Annotated in this window: 21 protein-coding genes and 1 pseudogene; 1 reads left to right on the top strand and 21 read right to left on the bottom strand. The window is 35.1% G+C overall.

Translation table 11 applies throughout. The features are described 5' to 3' along the window. Positions 1-327 precede the first annotated feature (327 nt). Positions 328-4,254, top strand: a complete 3,927-nt coding sequence (locus tag OOK84_RS00780) for an ankyrin repeat domain-containing protein (RefSeq protein ID WP_264731891.1) — start codon at positions 328-330, stop codon at positions 4,252-4,254. A gap of 113 nt (positions 4,255-4,367) precedes the next feature. Here the strand turns inward: OOK84_RS00780 and OOK84_RS00775 are convergent, their stop codons facing one another. From OOK84_RS00775 to OOK84_RS00675, 21 genes and pseudogenes are all read right to left on the bottom strand, one after another. After that, a complete protein-coding gene (locus OOK84_RS00775) occupies positions 4,368-5,450 on the bottom strand; it encodes a WD_0033/WD_0034 family tandem repeat-containing protein (protein WP_236514646.1) in 1,083 nt (360 codons plus the stop codon). 67 nt (positions 5,451-5,517) lie between these two features. Next, positions 5,518-7,005: a recombinase family protein gene (locus OOK84_RS00770; RefSeq protein ID WP_236514647.1), complete on the bottom strand. Its 1,488-nt coding sequence runs from the start codon at positions 7,003-7,005 to the stop codon at positions 5,518-5,520. Further along, entirely contained in the window at positions 6,998-7,438 is a 441-nt protein-coding gene (locus OOK84_RS00765; protein ID WP_236514648.1) for a DUF2924 domain-containing protein, read from the bottom strand. The genes OOK84_RS00770 and OOK84_RS00765 overlap by 8 nt, the downstream gene beginning before the upstream one ends. Positions 7,439-7,443: 5 nt before the next feature. After that, positions 7,444-7,896, bottom strand: coding sequence for an ankyrin repeat domain-containing protein (locus tag OOK84_RS00760; protein ID WP_236514651.1), 453 nt, complete (start codon positions 7,894-7,896; stop codon positions 7,444-7,446). A gap of 33 nt (positions 7,897-7,929) precedes the next feature. Further along, positions 7,930-8,640: an ankyrin repeat domain-containing protein gene (locus OOK84_RS00755; RefSeq protein WP_236514653.1), complete on the bottom strand. Its 711-nt coding sequence runs from the start codon at positions 8,638-8,640 to the stop codon at positions 7,930-7,932. A 168-nt stretch (positions 8,641-8,808) separates the two neighbouring features. After that, positions 8,809-9,977 (bottom strand): annotated as a pseudogene (locus OOK84_RS00750) (phage tail protein). Between the two features lie 263 nt (positions 9,978-10,240). Then, positions 10,241-11,041, bottom strand: coding sequence for a baseplate assembly protein (locus OOK84_RS00745; protein WP_236514657.1), 801 nt, complete (start codon positions 11,039-11,041; stop codon positions 10,241-10,243). 2 nt (positions 11,042-11,043) lie between these two features. Then, complete coding sequence (locus OOK84_RS00740; protein WP_236514659.1) at positions 11,044-11,379, bottom strand: GPW/gp25 family protein; 336 nt, start codon at positions 11,377-11,379, stop codon at positions 11,044-11,046. A 2-nt stretch (positions 11,380-11,381) separates the two neighbouring features. Next, complete coding sequence (locus OOK84_RS00735; RefSeq protein WP_264732621.1) at positions 11,382-11,630, bottom strand: PAAR domain-containing protein; 249 nt, start codon at positions 11,628-11,630, stop codon at positions 11,382-11,384. 110 nt (positions 11,631-11,740) lie between these two features. Continuing rightward, complete coding sequence (locus OOK84_RS00730) at positions 11,741-12,205, bottom strand: phage baseplate assembly protein V (protein ID WP_208571542.1); 465 nt, start codon at positions 12,203-12,205, stop codon at positions 11,741-11,743. Further along, the gene (locus OOK84_RS00725) at positions 12,192-12,665 is read right to left on the bottom strand and encodes a hypothetical protein (protein ID WP_236514664.1); all 474 of its coding nucleotides are present in this window, start codon (positions 12,663-12,665) and stop codon (positions 12,192-12,194) included. The genes OOK84_RS00730 and OOK84_RS00725 overlap by 14 nt, the downstream gene beginning before the upstream one ends. After that, positions 12,662-13,156: a phage tail protein gene (locus OOK84_RS00720; RefSeq protein WP_375316780.1), complete on the bottom strand. Its 495-nt coding sequence runs from the start codon at positions 13,154-13,156 to the stop codon at positions 12,662-12,664. The genes OOK84_RS00725 and OOK84_RS00720 overlap by 4 nt, the downstream gene beginning before the upstream one ends. Before the next feature lie 19 nt (positions 13,157-13,175). After that, positions 13,176-13,487 (bottom strand): head-tail joining protein, encoded by a 312-nt coding sequence (locus tag OOK84_RS00715; protein WP_236514668.1) that lies wholly within the window; start codon positions 13,485-13,487, stop codon positions 13,176-13,178. Beyond that, complete coding sequence (locus OOK84_RS00710; RefSeq protein WP_264731882.1) at positions 13,487-14,491, bottom strand: major capsid protein; 1,005 nt, start codon at positions 14,489-14,491, stop codon at positions 13,487-13,489. Before OOK84_RS00710 ends, OOK84_RS00715 begins: the two co-directional genes overlap by 1 nt. Before the next feature lie 43 nt (positions 14,492-14,534). Next, entirely contained in the window at positions 14,535-14,909 is a 375-nt protein-coding gene (locus OOK84_RS00705; protein WP_236514672.1) for a head decoration protein, read from the bottom strand. A 77-nt stretch (positions 14,910-14,986) separates the two neighbouring features. Beyond that, positions 14,987-16,042 carry a S49 family peptidase gene (locus OOK84_RS00700; RefSeq protein WP_236514674.1) on the bottom strand — a complete coding sequence of 352 codons (1,056 nt, stop codon included), beginning with the start codon at positions 16,040-16,042 and terminating at the stop codon, positions 14,987-14,989. Positions 16,043-16,056: 14 nt separating this feature from the next. Further along, positions 16,057-17,460 (bottom strand): phage portal protein, encoded by a 1,404-nt coding sequence (locus tag OOK84_RS00695; protein WP_236514676.1) that lies wholly within the window; start codon positions 17,458-17,460, stop codon positions 16,057-16,059. Next, positions 17,460-18,491, bottom strand: a complete 1,032-nt coding sequence (locus OOK84_RS00690) for a PDDEXK nuclease domain-containing protein (RefSeq protein ID WP_236514678.1) — start codon at positions 18,489-18,491, stop codon at positions 17,460-17,462. Before OOK84_RS00690 ends, OOK84_RS00695 begins: the two co-directional genes overlap by 1 nt. 26 nt (positions 18,492-18,517) lie before the next feature. Continuing rightward, positions 18,518-18,742 carry a gpW family protein gene (locus OOK84_RS00685; RefSeq protein ID WP_236514680.1) on the bottom strand — a complete coding sequence of 75 codons (225 nt, stop codon included), beginning with the start codon at positions 18,740-18,742 and terminating at the stop codon, positions 18,518-18,520. Beyond that, a complete protein-coding gene (locus tag OOK84_RS00680; protein ID WP_236514682.1) occupies positions 18,735-20,561 on the bottom strand; it encodes a phage terminase large subunit family protein in 1,827 nt (608 codons plus the stop codon). The genes OOK84_RS00685 and OOK84_RS00680 overlap by 8 nt, the downstream gene beginning before the upstream one ends. Continuing rightward, on the bottom strand, positions 20,558-22,051 hold the full coding sequence (locus OOK84_RS00675; RefSeq protein ID WP_236514684.1) for an ankyrin repeat domain-containing protein: 1,494 nt from the start codon (positions 22,049-22,051) through the stop codon (positions 20,558-20,560). Before OOK84_RS00675 ends, OOK84_RS00680 begins: the two co-directional genes overlap by 4 nt. Between the last annotated feature and the right edge of the window lie 3 nt (positions 22,052-22,054).

Raw genomic sequence — 22,054 nt, 5'->3', positions numbered from 1 at the left:
ACCAATTTGTCTAAACCTTGTTGCAACAATTTGAAGCTTCTATTTCCACGATTCTATTTTACGCAACGCATTCTCACAAATATACGATCATTTTTATGTTTTTTGGAGGAAGTAAATAATTAAATTCTCGTTGATACTAAAAAGTGTAGTGTTTTGTTAAATCAGAACGGACTTTGCAATATAGTTTAATAGCGCTTTAGTATACTCTTTACATTGGAGAATTTTGATGTAAATTACGTTTCCAATCCAATTTAGAAATCAGCAATATATATTGACAAAAGTTAGGGTTAATGATAACATAACAAAGAGAAAATTATCAGGAAATTTATGCCGCCAGTTAATGATTATACAAGTATTAACACACCTAAACGTGTTATTAACTTTGATATTGACTATTATGAAATATTGGGAGTAAAGGTAAATGCCAGCCTGGATGAGATAAAAAATGCATATAGAAATTTGGCAAGAAAACATCATCCAGATAAAAATAGTAACAAAGAAACAGCAAAAAAAAATTTTCAAAAACTTGAAGAAGCATATAGCATCTTGAAAGATTCAAAACAAAGAGCGGAGTATGATGAAGAAAGGATATCCAATGAACGTCTTGGAAATGAATTGTTCGGAGCCATTTCTTCTAAAAATTTAGAAAAAGCAAAAGACCTAATACAGAGAGTGAAGAACTTTAGTATGTTTCGCAATCAAAAAGTGATATTGACTTGTTTTGCTATGAATGCCTGTGAACATAGCAATTGGCTTAATTTTTATAAAGACTTTTTATTACGAGACAGTAAAAAAGTTGATGCTAATATCTCTTTTAAAGATAAAGCTTTAAGCCATATATGCAAAAACTGCTCAGGCATGATAAAGGCTAAAAGATTTTCATTAAGGGATGAGGTTATAAAATCACTATTAGAATACAGAGCTGATGTTAATAAAGTTAGTCAGTCAAAAGATAAAGCACCTATTTATTACGCTCTGGAAGATAATGACCATAATTTAGCAAATTTGCTTTTTCAGCATGGAGCAAAGATTAATGTTACTGCTGAGTTAGAAAAAGCAGTTATCGCTAATAGCTGTAAATATACAAAAGAAACGATAAGGATTCTGTTGAAATATACTTCCCCTGAACAAAATACTGAAATACTAAAGCATTTTTCAAATAATTCTATCTTACAAAGTGAAGGTATTGAAATTGTAAAGTTGCTTTTAAATAAAGGAGCTAATCCTTTTCTTGGAGAATTTAATGCAATGAAAATTGCTACTGATAAAGGTAATAGTAAGCTTATAGAGCTATTTAATTTAACACAGCAGGAAAACGATAAAGTTTCAGAAGGGTCGCATGAAAAATTCGATGTTTTGAACATTAAAACCCTTGATGAAGTGATAAATATTTTGAACGAAGCAGTCAAGCATAATGACTATGAGCAGTTAGACGAAGTTATAAATAACATAGATAAAGATGATGTGTTCATGAGTGGCCTGAATAGTGATAATTTTAAAGCCTTTTGTTCACGATACCTTAACTTGGATTTGCAAAAAAGGGACGATCATAAGTATATATATGACAATATGTTGTCAAAGTATAAACTTGATACAGAAAGTAATAATTGCAGCTTTTTAGTAGAAGAATTAGTGCTTCTAGCAATTGCAGCTAATGATAAGCTTACAGAAAAGTATCAGAGTAAATTGTTTGATCAAAAGGAACTGGAATCTCTATTACTGCTTGTAGGTCAACAAAAATACATTGATATTTTATCCGGCAGATTAAAAGAAAAAGATAACGGTATAAGAACTGTAAGCCATGCATTCTTTCCAACCATAGCATTAAGAAAAGAATTTAACCAACTCTTTACTGACCACGTTACTGAATACTTGAAAACATTAGAAGATGAGAATGTTGTTGATAAGATACGTAATATACTTAATTCGGCGTTATCTGTTAAAAATGAAGAGTGCATCAAAACGGTGCTATCTCCATCCCTAGAGGCTAAAGTTAGTGGTGCTAGTCTTTTGTATCTTGCTGCCCTCTACAGTAAAGAAGTAGCACAAGCTCTTTTGAATGGTGAAGTTTATGTTGACATTAAAGACGTTAGTGATATGACAGCTTTACACTTTATAGCTCGTGATGCACGTCAGACAGCTCAAAAAGATACCAATAACGGGTGGATGGAGTACATTTGGTCTTTTTTTCCTAATAGCAGCAAAGATAACGATGATGTAGCACTCTTTCTAGAAGGTGCAAAGTTTCTCCTTAGTAAAGGTGCTGATGTTGACGTCAAAGATAATAATGGTATAACACCTTTATACTTTGCGGTTTGCAATGGCAATTTGGAAATAGTAAAGCTTCTTGTGAAGAACGGTGCTAACTTCAACATTACATATAGAAATAGCACTGTTTTGAATTTAGCAAAATCATCCAAAACAGAGAAAAGAGAAGAAGTGATAAAATTCTTTAAGGAGGAAGTAGAAATAGAAAAGAAGCGTACACCTTTACATTACGCTGTTTTAAATGATAACAATGAAACACTTAATCTTCTTCTCAAAAAAAGATGCTATGATGTTGATGCTAAAGGTATTGATAATCGTACGCCTCTAGACCTTGCTATTCAAAATAGTAAACTAGAAGCTATTAAGCTTTTACTTAATTGTGATGCTAACTTTAATATTGGATATTTGCACTTAGCAATGCCAGATAGTGTTCAAACAAAAAAAATAGCTTGTCTTCTGATATCTAACCTTAAAGAGAGACTTAAGAAAACAGAAGCTGAACTTGCAAAGAAAAAAGAAGAGATGGAAAGCAAAATTGGAAAAGTAACTAAGCTTGATAATACTATAAAGGAGCTTAAGGAGACAAATGCTGGACTAGAAAGAAAGAATAGTGACCTAACTAGTCAGATAGATGATTTGAATAAAGAAAAAAATGTACTTGATTGCCAATTTGCAGAGAAGGAGAGAGTACTGAACAGAAATGTATGGAAATTAGAAGATCAGCTCAAAAAGCAGACGAAAGAGTTGGATGACGCAAAACAAAACTTGGATAGCAGAACTAGTGAAGTAGCTAAACTTGAGAGAACAAAAATCGAGCTAGAACAAAATATTAATAATCTGACTGGTAAAACAGCTCAACTTAATAACGAAAGAAATATACTGAGTAATACACAAACTCGATTAAAACAAGAGCATGCGGAACTTACAAAGGAAAATAAGCAGCTAAAGGATGTACAAGTTCAATTAGAACAAGAGCTGGAGAGTGCAAAGCAAAGCTTAAATGAAAAAATTAGTAAAGTGACTACACTTACTGAAGAACTTGAGGAAACAAAAACTCAACTTGCAGGAAAGGTGGAAGAGCTAAATATTGTAAATGAAAAGGTTTCGCAATTGCAAAAGAAGCTTGAGGGCATGGAAGTTTTGTTGAGACAAGCGAATAAAAAGTTAATGCAAGAGCAACAGAAGGCTAGTCAACTCAATGATCAAGTAGATAACCGTACTAAAGAACTTAAAGAGGCAAAGGCTCAGCTTGTAGACTTGCAAAACAACCTCGGTGATGCAAAGCAAGATTTGGCTAGAAAAACTAATGAAGTAGTTCAACTCACTGAGAAAAAAAAACAACTAAAGGGGCAGTTAAATACTGTACTTCAAAAGCTAGAAAAAGCTGAAAGCAAAAATAAAGAGCTGAGCACACAAAATGTAGCACTGGGGGATCAAAATAAGGAGCTGGAGAAGCTTAAAGATGAAAGTGAAAATAAAAGCCAGCAGCTAGAAGCACTTGAAAGTCAAGGTAAGCAGTTGAAGGGTCAAATTGAAAGTCTAAAAGCACAACTTGGCAACAGAAATCGAGAGCTGAGTAGCACAAATCAGAAGGTTGCACAGTTAGAACGTGAGCAAGATAGTATAAGGCAAGATTTAGCTGCAAAAACTAGAGAACTTGATGAAGCAAAAGTTCAATTTGAAGAGAATTTAAATGAAATACGGCAAAGCCTAAAAGGTCCAAGTCCAGACAATGGAAACAAAAAACTCTCAGCAGCAAGCGCCCAGGATAGAAAGCAAATAACCTATGCTTCTATTTCTTTTGTATTATCTGGAGCATTTGCTGTTGGTGCAAGTTTAACAATGTTTCATTTAGCAATCTGTATTACACTTGCTGTAGCTGCATTAACTTTTCTCGCAGTAGGGTGTTACTGTTCACATAAGGCAAATACAGCACTTAGTAATGTTGAAGTTAAAAATGGTGTTGATCCTGCTGTGAAGGTTTAAAATAGCTCAAGGTAATGAGAAACAGCAGGGGTACAAGATAAATGTTGTGTTAATAATTTAGATAGTATTCTAAATAAATTATCTTATTAAAAAAAATTATTGGACATATTCTTTTATACTGAGTTTAAAGCAGGAGAAGCAATAATAGACTGTTTTATATCTCTAATTTTCTCGAGCTTAGTATTTGGCTTATATAGCACAAGACCTATACATGCTAATCCAACTATTCCCACAACCACTGCTACTACAGGCATTTTCATGATATACAGTGCAATGCTGCTTACCAGTAACGCTGTACTAACAACACTAGCTAGAATTGCTTGCCTTTGCTGCGTTAATGGTTTGTCTTTTTCGTTTGTAGCATCAAAACATGGTTCAGCGGAAGATGGGCTGTCAGAAGCGTTTAGCCCTTGCTCATCTAAAGAGTTCTTAGCTTCTTTGTTGCTTTCACACATGAGTTGAGGATTTTCACTTTCTATTAAAATATTTCGAGCTTCTTCACTGTTTACAATTCTAGATTCATGTATTTCATGGTCTTTATTGATATCTTCACATCTAGTTTCAGCATTATCACTTACAGGTATATCATTTTTAACTTCTATATTCAGAATTTCTTCAAATCCCTTGAGAATCTTTGCACTTTCTTTGCAATTGTGTTTATTAGCATAGTCAAGTAGTGTAGTATAGCTTATCTCTTGACCTTCTGCTTTCTCTACTTTCACTTTCTGGTTGAGAATTTCTTTTAAAAAACCATTCTTTTTAGAAGCTTCTAAAACTGCTCTAATAGCTTTACTATCTTCCTCTAATATGCAGGATACCAGTGCCGTGTAAGTTATTGTTAGACCATTTGGCAATTTTTGGATCAATTCCTCACTAAGAACATCCTTTAAGGTTCCTTGATTTATTGCTTCTTGTAAAAGCTCCTCAAAAGCTTGATTATTTTTATAGAACACAGAGTGGCACAGTAGCGTCAGAGTCCCTTCCTTTTTCTCATCCTTGTAAATTATTTTTTTTGTAAGAAGTTTCTGCGTGTTGTAATTAGATTTATTAAATTTTCCACTAATATTTTCACCGTTTTCTATCTTCTTTAACAACTTGAAAAGCTTTTTTTTATCTTCATTGGTAAAATTATCCTGATCACCTGCCAGCTCATAGATTATATTTTTTGCGTTCTTAATCTTTTTAAACTTTGGCATTACTTTCCTTGCTCTACAATATTTAATTTTATAAATTAGTTATATTAACAACTTATTAATTGTTCAATTAGGTTGCTAATCCATAAAATTTCTCCAGTTGGTTACTCCATAACATCGGTATTTCCCTCAAGTCAGCTAACTTCAAACCCCTTGGCTGCCTCCCATTTACTATGTCTTCCTTAATCTTCGGCGCTAAATAATTCAGCCTTAAAATTTGCTGTATTCGTCTTGTACCTATATTAATTTTGGCACTCAGCTCTTTCACACTTCTATATTTTCCCTCTTCTAGTTGACGTTTCCAGGAATGGGCTCTCACCACTGCTTTCAGTAGTGCATTATTTGTTTTTCCTTCAGGTTCTACTACTGTGCATTTGTTTCCTTTCTTTTTTATTGGTATAAATTTTTTCTCTGATTCAGAATGCACCTCCATTCCATCCTCTTTCACCATTACTCCCTTTATTAACTTTTTCACTATTTCTTTCTGCTTTCCAAAATTTAAATTTTCCCATTTTTCTTCGGTCTTGTCTTTCCAATTTTCATATAGCTGCTCTGTTTTCCTCATTACTTCTTTTTCGACTTCTCCGGCTATTACATTTCTTTTTTCTGATTCACAACCTTTTCCCCTTAAATGATTATTGCATACGTAATATCTATATCTCTTATTCTCCTTTTTTGCATAGGTCAGTATCATGTTTACTTCACAGCTCTTACACTTAATTATTCCCTTAAGCAGCGCTTCCTCATATTTTGCTTTTCTATATGGCTGATTCTTTATTAACTCTTGCGCTTTTTGCCATTTTTCTTCCTCTATTATTGCTTCATGCTTTCCTTCATACTTTTTCTCATAATGTCTTATCTTTCCCATATATATTGGGTTTGTCACTATCCTTCTCACTGTTGCTTTTTTAAAGATATCTGATTTTGTTCTGTAACCTTCTCTATTTAACTCCCTTGCCAATTCTGCCATTGACTTCAGCTCCAAATATCTTTCAAATATGTGCCCTACTATTTTCGCTTCTTTCTCATTTATTATTAATTCTTTATCTTTTATATCATACCCTAGCGGTAAAGTTCCACCCATCCATAAACCTTGTTCTTTTGATGTTGCTATTTTATTTTTTACTCTCTCCACTATCATTTCTCTTTCTAGTTGTGCTGCTCCTGATAACACTGTTTGTACAAATTTTCCCATTGGCGTATTATTGTCAAATATCTGCGTTACTGCTATAAAATTTACTCGATGTCTTCTAAAAAATGATGTTACTTCAATGCTGTCTTTTGTTTCCCTTGATAGCCTATCCAGAGTATACACCACTACACAATCTACTTCTCCTTTTTTTACATCTTCAAACAATTCCTTTATCGCTGGTCTTTCTAAATTTTTCCCTGAGAAGCCTCCATCGTCGTACCTTTTGGCCGATACTACCCAGCCTTCTTTGCTCTTTATATATTTTTCACATGCTACTCGCTGCGCATCTAAACTGTTAAACTTTTGTTCTAGACCGTCTTCATTTGACTTTCTCGTATATATTCCACATCTTATCCCTTTACACATTTTCCTTTCCCTTTTGATCACGCAAACCAAATAGGAGCGGCCCATTGTAACTCATTCCCATTATTTTTCCGGCTACTGCTGACAATGACGTGAAAAATTCTTCTCTGTAGATTAAACCCTTATCTGTTACCATTACTGCATGCGTCTCTTCCCCTCTCTCTAATATTAGCTCTGTTCCTTCTACTGGCAGTTTGTCACTACTTATTCTTTTTCCCTTCTCCAGCCGATCTGCTAAATAATCTAGTCTTTTTGACCCTTTTCTTGACATTTCTCCATACACTTTTTCCTGCATTCTATAAGCTAATCTTGGTATCAGATATTTCTTTGAATGTTTAGGTGCCTCTTCCCCAAATACCTTCTTCCACGTTTTTCTCAGCTCACCCAAAGGTTTTCTCTCTAAATTCATTACTTTCTTTTCTGTTTCTTCCTCCATATTTTCTATCCTCTCATAAATAACTTTTCAATTCTGTCTATTTCTTTCCTCAATATTTCAGTGATCTCTTTGCTATAATCCATCGCTGTCATTCCAAATTTATCTGCTTGCTCTATTTCTGCTCCTGCTTCTACTAGCTCCTCCACTATTTCTTTTTTTTCCACCATACATGCAAGGTGCAATGGAGTGCATTTACTTCCATATTCCTCAGCATTTACATTCCCTCCTGATTTTATTAATTCTCTCACGGTTTCTAGGCGTTTTTCCGTTACCGCTAGGTGCAGTGCTGTATATCCTTCTACATCTGCTGCATTCACATTCGCTCCTTTTTCAATTAATAACTTCACTGTTTTTGCGTCTACTGCATAATGTAGAGCTGTTCTTCCCTTTTCGTCTCTTGCGTAAATATTTTTGTATGAGTACTCTAATAGTGACTCCTCTTTTCCTTTTTTACTCATAACCTACCTCACCTTTTTTTTGAATTTAAATTCCTAAGCCCTCCTTTTCACCACCTCATCTATCATTTCATTTACTTGGCTCATTATCTTGCTTGCTAAATTTTGACATTCTTTCTTTATTAGCGATTTGTCTTTCTTTCTGATTTCTTTTATCTCTATTATTTTTAGCTCCGGCATATAGCTCCCATTCAACATGTCTGCTATTTCTCCCACTAGCCCCTCTATTCCATAGCACGTCAGTTCTCTACTTTTTGTTATTCCACCCTTTTCTCTCAGAAATTTACTTGCCTTTTCACTTTCTTTACTATCACACAGAGAATACTTTTCACTTTCCCAAATGTAATACATTGGTGTTGCACCATATTTATTCAGTTGATTAACCTCAGCTCCTGCTTTTACTAGCTCTTTTATTATTTCAACTCCTGCTCCTCCTATTTTGCACGCAGAGTGGAGTGGAGTACATCCACTGACATATTGAGTAGCATTTACTTCCGCTCCTTCCCTTAGCAGTACTTTTACATTTTCTAAACTTTTTGCGAATACTGCGCAGTGCAGAGGTGTATAACCATTTTTATCTCTTGCATTAACCTCTGCCCCTTTTTTTATTAATAACCTTATTGTTTTGTAATTGGAGATTTCTACTGCTTGATGTAATATCGTCTCTCCTTCTTCATTTCTTTTATTAATGTTTTTAAACCCGTTACTTGATACTTCTTTAAAAAACTTACTCTTGCTAAAACTCATTTCATACCTCACAAAATTAGCTTTTCTAGCGCCAGACAAATTTCTTATATTTACCTGCTGCTATTCAAGTCATGTCCTTTTTAGCATAAGAAAGCAAGTCCTTTTCTTTTTATTTCATACACTTTAACCTATTATTAATATAATATATAAGGATCTAAATATAAGTACTTAACTTATTATAGATATTACTTGACTATTTTTCCAACTTCTGTACAAATGTCGATGTTCGTGCCACTTCAGTACTCCTGGATAAAATACTAAAATGTAATTTTCTAATTCGTGTATTGAGTCTTTTTGCTCTGAATCTGAGTCATTTTTTTATAGTAAACGTTGTGTTCTGCTAAAACATATTTTGTGACCTTCTGATCTGCATAATTTTCTACTTTGTAAAGATGGATAATGCTGAATCTTTCTAAAATTGGCTTGTGTTTTAAATTCCAATGTTGCCCTGAAAGTTTATCACTTCCCAATACAAATTTATTTCCTCTTTCTTCTACACTACTAACTGAAAAGCACGTATTTATGTCTCCTAAATCCCAACTGTCTGATAATACTATCTGCGCTTTTGCAAATTTAATCGATGGTAATAAACTCTGTGGTAATGGATATAGTGCTTTTAAGTTGTACCACAAATGATCTCTTTCATAGATGCCTTTATAATCCCTTGTGTGAGGCTCTGTTTCTCCAAGGATTGCTACATCTAGGCGATATATATCATTGCTTAAAGCTCGTTCATAATGATCGCGTAGATAATTTTCTATAATCCTAATAACTGGACCACTAGACCTGAAAAAATTTACTCTTCCAAACGATAACACTGGCCCATTTTTTTCAACTTTTATACCAGAGTAGTCTGATAACAAACTTCCAAATAAACTTTCATCTAAAATAAACCTATCAACGTTGTAATAATCGTTAAAAATCCTCATTAGCCGCGATCTTACGGGTAACGATAGTTTCGCAAGTTCCACAACTGCATCTACAAAAAAGTTATTTGGAACATTCCTTATCCCTATCTGCAGCTCAAAAAAATGTTTACCTGGTGGTTCTTCGATAATTGTAATATCTTCTATATTTGCCCATTTTAGTGCTATTTTAAGTGATGCAGGTGTTCCTCTCAGTCTTTGAAATTTTACTCCTTCTACTATCGCCCTTCTTTTATTTTTTACCCAGCGCAATATCTCTTCTAAACCATATTCTTCTATTATCCATGGTAATGTTTCTTCTTTCAGGTTGAACTTAAACCCTCTGATACAGCTTGGATCAACCTTATAATCTATTGCATCAACCAGTGCTTGCTCTTGCTTTGTTGCGTTTGGCGGTAATAAACTTTTCATTTGTCTTTTCTTTCAAGTTGCTTTAACTTCCTTTATTTAGGTAGCTTATGAGTAAGCAAGAGATCATTGCAGAAAAATAAAGATGTTCTTAATATCGAAAACACTCTCCATAATATTTGACCATATTATCCATACTTTAAAAAATAAGTTACAACTTCTGGAAGAAAATCAATACTTTCGTCTCCCTAACATTGGATCCAGTAAACCTTAAACCACTTATTGCACGCAATCCCCTCACTGGCACAAAACAAAAAAAATACGTTTTAAATCCTATCTAACTTGACGTAGCCAAGCACTGCACACTCATTCCCCAGAACCACAACATCCTCTCTTGGCTCGATTAATTCTACGTTTTCTACACCCTCTACAAACAAATTTGCTATTATCCATGATCTTGTTACGTTCCATCCCAACCTTTTGCTTGCTTCAAACTTCTTAATAAATTGCTTCTTGATTTCTTCCTCTGATGTTATGTAATTCGTGCTGATTCTGCTGTGAATATCTATTTCCGTAATATTGCAACCAATTACTGTTACTGTATCTGTTAAAACCCTTATATCATCTCTAGTAACCTGCTTTTTTACAATTTCTAGTAGTTCTTCTGACACTATGCCAGTTGTGGATAATTGTGTTGATAAAATCGAGATCTGTACTTTCCCTGGTATAGGTGATTCTACTAGCGCATCCTTTACTCTTCTATCTGCCGAAAGTGCATTATAACGATAATATTCTTTGCTTCCTCCTGTTGACCAACCTGCTATTTTTGCTTTTACCCTCTTTCTAAATCTTTCATCCTCTTCTTCTTTTTCTCTCTCTACTCCATAAAACTCAGCCAAATTATCAAGATCTTCTCCTGTCGCAAATTTAAGTAAGTTACTCTTTACTGCTTCATTTATTCTTTCTCTAAGCAAAAGTTCTCGCCATGCTGCTACTTCTAATACCTTCATTGCTGGATCACTTTCCACCAATCCTGTAAAACTTGCATCTCGCTTTACTAACTCTTCCTTCATTCTCGAAAAGATTTCCTCAAAGCTCAGTGATTCAATAATATTTGGCTGCTGCATCTTTATACTACAACCCCATCGAAGCGAATCTTTCTTCCCATTGGCAGATACAATCCTTCTAGATCAAGCGTCACTTTTCCTTCTTTTACTCCTTCAACTTTTACTTTTTCTAACTTAAACCTCTTGTCCCATTTTTCCAAAGCTTCTCCTGTTGCTGCATATATCTCAAGTGTTAAATCTCTATTTATTGGCTTATCCACCAATTCAAATAATCTTGACCCATAATCTCTCCTCATTACTCTGCTATTAATAGGGGTAGTTAAAATATCTACGACAGATTGCTTTAAGTGCTCTATTCCTTCTAACGCTTTTCCTGTTTTAGCATCCATACCCTTCATTTCTATTTTGCAAAAACGCTTTCACTGCCTTTTATTACTTTAAAACCACATGAAACTATATCTCCTACTCTTCCTATACTATAGCCATTTGCAAACACTATTTTTGATCCTTGAATCATTACTTTTCCTTCACTAAAACTGTCTCCTTGTCTACATATTGACTTACCGTTTACAAAAACATTATTACTTCCGATAATGCAGAAATGCGGTGTTATAGCTCTTTTTACAATAATCCGAACAGACCGTAATATGCTACTGGCCTGCTATAGCCATAAACACATATCTTATCGCATTCGGACTATTATAAGAAAGGCTATACTTCTACACAATAATCTCCTACTCGTACAACCGATTTATTCATTTAATTAAGGTTTATTCTATCTGCTTTCAGTTTTATTTCGCTCTTCGTCATCTCTATGCTCGATTCCCCAGCTTTCAGTGTTATTTTGTCTACTACTTCAATCTCTAAATGATGCTTCTCTTTATCATATAACAATCTTGTTCCATCCTGAAACTTCACACTATTTATTTCTTTTTTATTCTCTGGTGCAGCATACTTCTGTTGATATATTCCAGCTAGTACTACTCCTAATGATAACTCTCCCAATGGTGACAATATTACTACCTGTTCATTTATGCTTGGTGGTAGCCAGCTTCTTTCCTCTCCTGCTCTAGAAGTTATCCATGGAAGAAAATCTGTTAAAAGTTCTCCTATCTTCACTCTTACTTTTGCTTTCTCATAATCTACTTCTTTTACCACTCCTATTCGTACAATGTTTGCTAACTTTCTTTGCAGCTCTGAAATAGCAAAATTACTCTCTAACATTTTCTTCTATTATAATCGTATGTGGCTTAATCTTATTTTCTGTCCATATCGATTTACCTAAATGAAGCTGATGACTCCAATCAACCATCCACACCAAATATGCATCTAATTCGGGTCTAAATCCATCAGGCTCTGCAGAGAGAAATTCAGCAGGAAAAATATTTTCCACGTTCCAAGTATTTTTATTTACTACTTTCGCAACCTCAGCAGCTAATGTTCTGACAATAATAGCTGCATTTTCTATTGTGCTATCAATCACAATTCGTGCTTCAAATCTTGCTTTCAGCGCTAATTCCTCTGTTCCAGGATCTTTTCCCGATTCTAAACTCACAAGCTCTACAAATAACGCTGGCGCTAATAATTTTTTTCTTATCGATGGATAAATTTCACATGTCTGTATTGCTGGTATTTCTCTCTTCAGCGTAGTGCAGATTGCGTTATGCAAATCTTTAAAATTCATACACTTTCTGTAATATAACTTAATTCACGTTCAAAAAATTTTGTAAATACTTTCTCAACCTCATAATTAACAAGATTTCCTATTATCCTTGAAGCCTCTGGTTCCAGCGGTAGTTTTACTTCCTTTATTGGCAATGATGCTCTTCCTTCACGTTTAAAAATACCGCTATTTCCTTTTGGCATAACTGCTGCAAATCCTCCTATAAACTCATGCTTTCCTACTTTCGATCCTCTTCTTGTTTTTTGTATTTTGCCAATTGCCGATGCTCTAATGTCATAGAGATTTGCTCTAATTAACACTTCTAATCTGCTAGTTTTCGCCTTAAAAATTCTTAATCTCTTTCTTATCAAACTTAATTTTACCTTCTTTTCCTCACTGATTTCCTTAGCTGCTTTTGCTTTTAACCATAGTGCTGTTCTATTTAGTGCTTTTATAGCTGCCAGTTTTACTTTCTGCTCTTTTCCGTCAATATTGGAGATTATTTCATTAATATTGTTACTAGTTTTAATATTAAACACTTTCTATTGCCTCAATTTTCCATATTTTACCTGAAGAATCTTTCAATGGTGGTTCAAAAATCTTGTAGAACCTTTTTTCAATCTTGATATAATCACCTATGCTAAAGGAAGTAACGTCCTGATCACGTATTTCTATAGAAGCAATTTGCTGAGTTAATGCTCCATCTGAACCTAGAGAGTACGTAGTCTCAGGACGTTTAATTAGCACTTTTATTCTACGAATGCCCTCCTTATTTTTATTACAATATATGGCTTCCACTCCTAGATGCTCAAAACAATCTTCCAATAATTTTCCTATATTCATCAACTAGAACTAATTTTTACCAAAACTGCCGGACGATGGCACATTGGCAGAGGATTTGACTGCGTATGTAAATCAGTTCCTCTATCAAATCTTCTTGGCTCTTGTTTTGCATAAAGTGGTTGTCCTAGTGTGTTTACCGTTTCATTAAAATCTGCTGGTGCAAAATATGTCGTAAATGTGCTTGCTGTTCCTACTGGAAAACAGTGCCCTGTATCTTTCTCAATAAATCTTCTCACGGTTCCTTCAGGGTCAGTTGCTTGCCCTCTATATTCCTCAAATGTTATACCACAAAACGTAAATCCTGACCTCATATCATTTCGAAGCGCTGCTCCTTCTTGCCATCTCTCGTATGCTTCTTTCACTTTAGTATGTGAAGTTAGTGCATCAAAAAACTCAGGGCTTACCAAGGCATGAATTCCGGTCATATATTCACCACTTAGATTATCTTCTATATGCCGGAGTACTTCCATACACTTACGCTTTACATCAGTTGTTGCAGTTCCTAGTGCAAAATTTACTACTTTTGGTGTGATTTCAAATTCGTTGTACAGATTTAATAATTCTGACCCATCAGCATCTAAAATTATTCCTTTTAGCGCTCCCATTCGCAAATGCTCTAATGTTATTGCATGTTTGTTTCTCATTAGCTGCAAATGATCAGTTATTACATCTGCCAGCGCTTTAAGTTCACTCTCTGATCCAAATGCTCTTATTCCTTGTACTTCCTCTGGTAATACTACATCATCGTGTGGAATATGTGGAATCGTAAATGTTCTTACTTTTCTTTTTCCTCTTTTTCCTACTGTTGCTGGTGCTCCTGGAACTTGTGTTGGTAGTAAACTTAATACTCCGTTTCGCTCTTCTATGGTAATATGTCTAAATCTTACTGACCTACTTGGAAATAAATTTAAATTTTCAACTCGTCCATAATTTATCGGCAATATATTCATCGCATTTGTTAGTGCCGTCATGCTAAATGCTGTATTTGTAAATGGATTTTGCATTTTTTATTTTCCCCCTTTGTGTTTTTTATTATTTAATATAGCTTTAGGCCGCTTTACGGATGATGATCCCTCGTCCTTCAAGTTGCTTTATTGCTGCATTTTTCTGCTCTTCAGTGATATTTGCTGGCCACACAACTGCATGATCTGCTAGCATTGCACTGCGAGTAATAATTACTCCTTTCATATCAGAATTTTTGCTATGTATATCGGTTGTAATTACTCCTACTGCTGTTTGTGTGCCGTCTGTTCCAGTGGGGTTCAGCACTCTAATAAAACCATCATCTGTCTTCTTGGCAACTACTGTACCAAGTTTAATATTTTGACCTTTCGCTACAGTTATTTGGTCTCTTGAATATAGACTTGATACCTCATACTTTAATAAGTCACCTAGATTATTTTGTTCAGTTATACATGTCATATTTTCTTTTCTCCTTTTTTTCCCTTTAGTTTACTGCCATGTTTGTAGTTGTTGTACCCGGCGGTTATAAAAATACTTTAAATACTTGATTGTGCTCTAGCTTTAGCTACCTGTATCATCAACTCTTCTCCTGAATTTTGTGGTATTGTACTCAAAATCTCTGTCTTCTTTGTTCTCTCTGCTAGTAGTTTCATTAATACATCCCGAGCTTGCTCAACACTTGCGCCTTGCTCTATAAATTCTCCTATCTTTTCTGGCATCTTTGATATATTACATAATCGTATTATCTCTAAAATTTCTCTACGACAGTTCTCGTAGCCTTCCTCAGTTAACTCATTAGTTATCATACTAACACTCCTATGATTATTGATAAATTCAAAAAATGTTGTAACTCCATCTGCAAGACCTATTTCTACTGCTTTCTCCCCAAAATATAGCCCTGCTTCTGTTGATCGAATCTTTTCAATTGAAAGACCTCTGTTTCTTGCTATTAGCTGCACAAACATTTCATATAGTCGGTCTACTTCTTTTTGTAAGCTTTCCAGACTTTCAGACGTCATTGGCTCATGTGGATTTAAATCATTTTTTCTACTTCCTGCAAATACTGTGGTATATTTTATTCCCTGTTTTTCATCAAACCCACTTTGATCTATACGACTTGCTATTACTCCAATACTGCCAACACCAGAAGTGCGGGTGAGAAAAATCTTCTCAGCGCTAGAGGCTATAGCGTACGCAGCAGAATATGCATCATCATTTGCTAATGCCACAATTCTCTTTTTTGCTCTTGATTCATAAATAAAATCAGCCAGGTCAAATATACCGTTTACCTCTCCTCCGGGGCTGTCTATTTCCAGTATAATTGTCTCTATGCTACTATCTGCTAATGCTTGTGTAATTTGCTCTTCTATTTGCTCATATGATGTCATTCCCAGAAAGACGTCAAAAGCTCCTGGTTTTTTGGTCAAAATTCCATGTATTGCTATTACTGCTGTTTTTTCTATATTCTGATTTACTGCATGTTTTATATTTTTAAAGATAGGTTGTTTTCCGTTATATAGTGACAACAGGTCAAAGCTTTTTTGCTCTATCATCATCGGCCTACATAGCCAGTTGGTTTGTAAAATTTCCATAAAGTAAACGAGATTTATTTTGTTTGTGTCCTGACATCAGAATCAAAGAAAAGGTTGAGAGAATCAGCACGCTTTTGATCTTCTGCTATTTCTTGGTCAATTTCTTCAACATCGTAACCCATTTCTGATACTACTTCCGATCGACTCTTAAATCCATTCCTTACTGCCATTTGCTGTGCTTGCTGATCTTTTAGTGGATCCACCCAATCAAATCCCTGCGGTATCCATTTTACATCTTTAAATATTTGATTATCTGTTGTAGGAAGCTCTCCAGATAAAGTGGCAAGTTCTAGCCATCTACTCCATACTGGTCTGCAAAATTGAAATACCATAATGTTATGTTGCAGCATAGCGCATCGACGACGAAACTCTATTAATCCAGCTCTGATTGATGAATAATTAACACCTGTTAAATCCCCTGTTAGCTGCTCATATGTTATTCCTGTACCTATTGCTATTGCCCTCAGTTGCTGTCTTATAAACGCTTCATAACTTCCTCCAACATCTGACGGCTCTGAAAATTTTATGTCTTCTCCTGGGTCTAAAAGCTGCATTGTTCCAGGCTCTAAACCTGATAATGCTACTCCTTGCTCACTTGCTTCACCTTCTCCCATGATATTTGCTTCTGGATCGAGTCTTGTAATAAATCCAGCAAACATTGCTGCAGTTTTCTTTCTCACCAGCTCTGCATCATCATATTGATCAAGCTCATAAAGCTTTAGCAGTATATTAGAAAGCCATGGCTCTCCCCTAATTTGCCCAGGTCTTAATGGTCTGTAAATATGTAAAACATCGTTTGCTGGCACTCTTACTGACTCTCCAAAGGTATTTTCACCAGGGTGTTCTTTAAATAAGTAATAAGCTTCTCTTTGCCCAAGCTTGTTAAACTCAATCCCGTTTCTTATTACATTACCATTTGCTAAAGTTTGATTTGTTTTATTGTCTAAATGTTCAGACTCAAGTACTTGCAGTTGTAATGGCACAGAAAATCTATCTTCCAGCTTTCTCGTTCTTAAACGTACAAAACATTCTCCACCTTCTATCATGCTCCTACATACCAGAGCTTGTAATCCATAAAAATCACTTATTCCACAGCTATCTGCTTCATCTGTCCATTTTAGCCATAATTCTTGCACTTTCTTTCGAAATTCTCCATCTCTTGCTTTTGATTGTGGTTTTATTCCTGTTCCAATAGAGTTACTTACTATTGTATCAATGATATTTGCTGCATATGGATTTTTTCTCACCATGTCACGTGATCGACTACGTAAAGTTTCAAGGTTTTGAGACAACAAATTGTTTATACTTCCTAACTCTGGTTGAAAGTGAAAAAATCTTCTTCCTGAGCCTGCTGCATCCCATGCTGAACTTTTGATTTTTGGCTTACTAAATAGTTGTTTGAACGATTTTAATAGCATTACTTTTCCTTATCTGAAACTTTGGATAACTCAGCCTCTAGCTCTTCTATTGTTGGCAAGGCTGTCTTTACATTCTCTGGTAGATTTTCAGTAATTTTATATTCTGCCAACCCTATCGGTTTATTTATGTCTTTCAGTGTATACTTAGCTAGCACGTTATCCTTTGACTTGCATAAAATTAATCCTATAGATGGTTGATCTGTCTCGTGCTTTAGTAAATCATCAACGGCTGAAAGATAAAAATTCATTTTACCTGCATATTCTGGCTTGAAATCTTTGTCTTTTAGCTCAATTACTACAAAGCAACGTAACTTTAAATGGTAAAACAACAAATCAATATAGAAGTCTTTATTTCCAACATCTAAGTGAAATTGCCTACCTACAAATGCAAATCCTTCCCCTAGCTCAAGCAAAAACTTCTCTACATGGCCTACAAGACCTTTTTCTACTTCTCTTTCATGAGCGTCATCTCCTATACTCAAAAAATCAAAAATATATGGATCTTTTAATGTATAATGTGCTAAATCTGACTGGGGAGAAGGTAACTTATCTTTGAAGTTAGTAACAGCTTTTCCTTGACGTTTGTGCAATTCACGTTCGATTTGCATCACCATTATACTACGTGACCAACCGTGCTCTATAGCCCTTTGAAAATAGAATAGTCTTTCTTTTGGATCTTTTACTTTATCTAAAATAACTACAATATGAAACCAAGGCAATTGTGCAGCAACCTGCTGCGTAAATTCAGTATCTTGATATTCTGCAGCAAATTGACGCATATAAGTAAGATTCCTAGCACTAAATCCCTTCATTTCTGGAAATGCGCTTCTCAAATCCTTACTTAGCTGATCTATGATTTTAGCACCCCAGCCATGCTCTTTTTGGCGTTTTAAGATCTCTGTACCAATATGGTGGTAAAGCACAATAAGCTTGCTATTTACTGCTAGTGCTGCTTTATAACGACTAGTAGCAATCTGTTCTTTGAGCTGCTCTAAAAATTCTGTATATTCTTTTGCTATAACTTTTGTCATAAAGTTCCTTTCAACAACTTTTATTATTATATGATCCCCTTACTCGTTGAAAAAACAATTTTCCTCTTTGGCTTCATACCTGCAATTTTCAATTCAGCCTTAATTCGTTGTCTTAAGCTTAGTAAATCATTTATATCTACTTCAGCATATCTTACAACATGGTCACCATATGCAATTGATACTACTCTCTCTCCATTTTGCAGTTTCTTTATCGCTTCTTCGACTTGAACTAAATACTCTTCGTTATACATTTTCCAGCCACTTACTCTGTCTTACTTTCTTAGGTTTTTTACTTTCTATTTTTCCACTCAAACTATTCCATTTACTCTCTGGCCAACGATCAATTCCAAGCGCAATAGATGCTGCTCTCGCATAAATTCGGCAATCTAGTACTTCATTTCTTTCTCTTACTTTTTGCCACTCTTGTTTGGTGTATCCTTTTACTACCTTGCTGACTAATTGCTCTGCCGTTAGCTGCTTAAAATACTCAGGTGCATACTCGGGAAAATGACAGTATCCTGCTGGAGCTTCTTCACCGTCCTTTAAAACATTAAGTAATTGAAAAAGTTCTGACTTTAAAATCGATACTCCCACTGGCCAGAGCTTTATTCCTCTTTTTAGCTTTTGACCACCAACTGTTATATCTACTCTACTTGGACTGCTAAGTGGTACTAGGGCTTTATTTACACCTTTAACTGCCATTACTCTTCCAGCTCCTTGATGACCTCTTACCCAGTTGTATACTTCTTGCGTTGCATACCCTGCATCAACTGCCATCATACTTATCATATATTCAAGCCCATTTTGACCGATAAAATGATGATTTAAGAGCTCAGAGAGTTTTCCCCATACTTCTCCGCCTCCAGTATCACCTTCAAATACTCGGTAGTCTATTGACCAACTTTCGCGGCTTTTTCCCCATGCTACAACTTCTACTTCTAACCGATCTTTTTGGACATCAACACCTGCAGTAAGTACCACTTCTCTCCTAGGCACTGTGCCTACGGGAAAAAATTCTCTCCTGTTAAATAATTGCTTCCAGTCTGGTACTTCTCCCTTATCTACCCAGGTTTCTCCAAGCGTTGTGTTGATCCAAACTTTCAGTAATTGTTCACTTTCCTTTGCATGCAGAAAATCCTCTACTGCTTGTTGCCAACTATACCACCCAACTGGACTATAAAGACTTGAAAGATGAAATCCTTTTTTCTCCCCTTCTTTTGCCTCTGTAGCTCTCCATTCTCCACGTTCTAGCATCTCTGTCTTTTGATGATTTTCTATTTTGCCGCTACATTCAGTGCAGACATAATGTGCTGTTCTTGAGTCGTTGTTTTCCCATTTTATTTGTGACCATTTCAGAACTTGATAGTAATTACAATGTGGACATGGTACAAAAAAGTATCTCTTATCTGTTGCTTCAAATTCCTTCTCAATTCTGCTTATTCCATGAATCGTTGGTGTTGATACTAAAAAAATCTTTCTCCGTGCAAATGTATTAGTTCGGGCTATGCTGAGTAAAACTGGATCTCCTTCTCCTCCTGAATCTCCTGGGTAGGCATCTATTTCATCAAGAAAGAGATATTTTACTGGCATAGATCTCAGTGCTACACTGCTATTTGCTCCGGTTATTACTACTATTCCACCTGGAAATTCCTTACTTTGTACAGTATTGCCTGAATCTCTTGATCTTGGGTCTTTTACTTTACTTTTTAAACATGGTGTACTTTCAATCAGTGGCGCAAATCTTCCTTTTGACCAACGCTTTCCCATTTCAACTGTTGGCTGTACTACTAACATTGGACCTGGTGTTTGATCTATAATATAGCCAATCCAATTATTTCCTGCTTCTGTTCCTCCAATCTGCGCTCCTTTCATGAATACTACTTTTTCTGCAGGTGAAGACGGAGATAGTGAATCCATGATTTCTTTTAAATAAGGAGTTCTTTCCGTTCTCCATTTACCAGGTTCTGATGCTGCAGTTGCTGATAAAACTCGATACTCATTCGCCCACTCTGATACTTTAAGTAGTGGATCTGGTTTTAAACCTTCAGAAAAAGCTCTAGCGTATATCATTGTCTGCATCTACTCATAATTGGTTCTATCTCAATATTGTTAACAGTAGAGTTTATTCCTCCACACTCCTCCAATTCCATAAACATCTTTTTCTGAAATTCCTTTTCTATATATCTTTTACTCATCTCACTTATCATTATTGCTATAACAAGCGCAAATACCCCTGTTATTGTTACAAAAATGATTGCACTGCTTATTGTTGTTGTTATCAACCCTATATATACTGCTACTGCTATTGCGCTGACTGTAGTATAGATGCAGATAATATTATTATGTTTTTTCGTCCTTTTATCTGCTATTTCTCTCTGTGCTATATATTTATTATGAAGGGTTGGAAAATTAACAACGGTATCTCTGCAGAGCAAAGACCCATTTTTTTCAGTAAACAAAACTTTAAGTAACTCTAAATTGTTTGATTTGATTGCTAAGTGCAAAACAGGTGTATAATTTGCTCCTTTTTTCAGCAATAACTTTACTACATGTAAATGCCCTTTTTCTGCAGCAAGATAAATCGGTGATAGACCTTTATTATTTACAATATCAATATTGATTTCTTCTTTTAAAATTGCATCTACAATCTCAATTTCTCCCATTTGTGCAGCTAAATGGAGTAGACTATTCTTTTCAGAACCGTATTTATTACTCACCAAAGCCTTCTTTATCTCAGGTTTAGCGTAATCAAATGGTGTCTTGCCGCTATCGTCTTTTACCAATGGATCTATATCTTCTCGCGTTAGTAAAACTTCTATTGTTTTAAGTCTTTCAGCGTAATGTAGTGGTGTTTTACTTTCGTAGTCTTGCAAATTGACTTGAGCATTAGGCTCCTTTATTAAGCATTTGAGGATATCAAGACATAAGTCTCTTTCATCGTAATTAGTATTACTTACAGCTATATGAACAGGTGACAATTTCATTGAGTTTTGTCCCATGCGCGCGCTATTTACATCTGCTCCAAGCTTTAGCAGTAACTTTACTATCTCCAACTTTTTGTTATTAACTGCATAGTGCATTGGTGTCTGATTTCGTGCATCAAAGACATCTATTTCAGCGTTTCCTTCTTCCACTAAAACTTTGACAACATTTTCATGTCCTATGCCTGCTGCTAGATGTAATGGAGTATGATGCAAAGCATTTCGTACATTAACGTCAATACCTTTTCCTATCAAATATCTAACTGCATTAACTTCACCTATCATTGCAGCTAAATGAAGTAAGCTATCTTGTTCTGACCCGTATTTGTTATTAATTAGCGCTTGTAATATTTCTGCTTTTTTCTCTTCTTTGGCGTAATCAAGAGATGTTTTGCCATCATTATCTTCTACAAAAGGATTGATATTCTTTTTTGTGAGTAGCAGATCCACCATGCTTAATTCATCAAACTCTATAGCGCAATGCAGTGGAGTTTTTCCGTTTAACCCTCTGACATTAACATCTAATCCAGGTTGATTGATGAGGCACTTTATTAACTCCAAACTTAAGTTATCAGCCATTTT

Origin of the sequence: Wolbachia endosymbiont (group A) of Sphaerophoria taeniata (assembly GCF_947250735.1) — a bacterium.
Taxonomy (GTDB): domain Bacteria; phylum Pseudomonadota; class Alphaproteobacteria; order Rickettsiales; family Anaplasmataceae; genus Wolbachia.
Note: the sequence above shows the minus strand (reverse complement) of the source record. Positions and strands in the feature narration are given on the sequence as shown.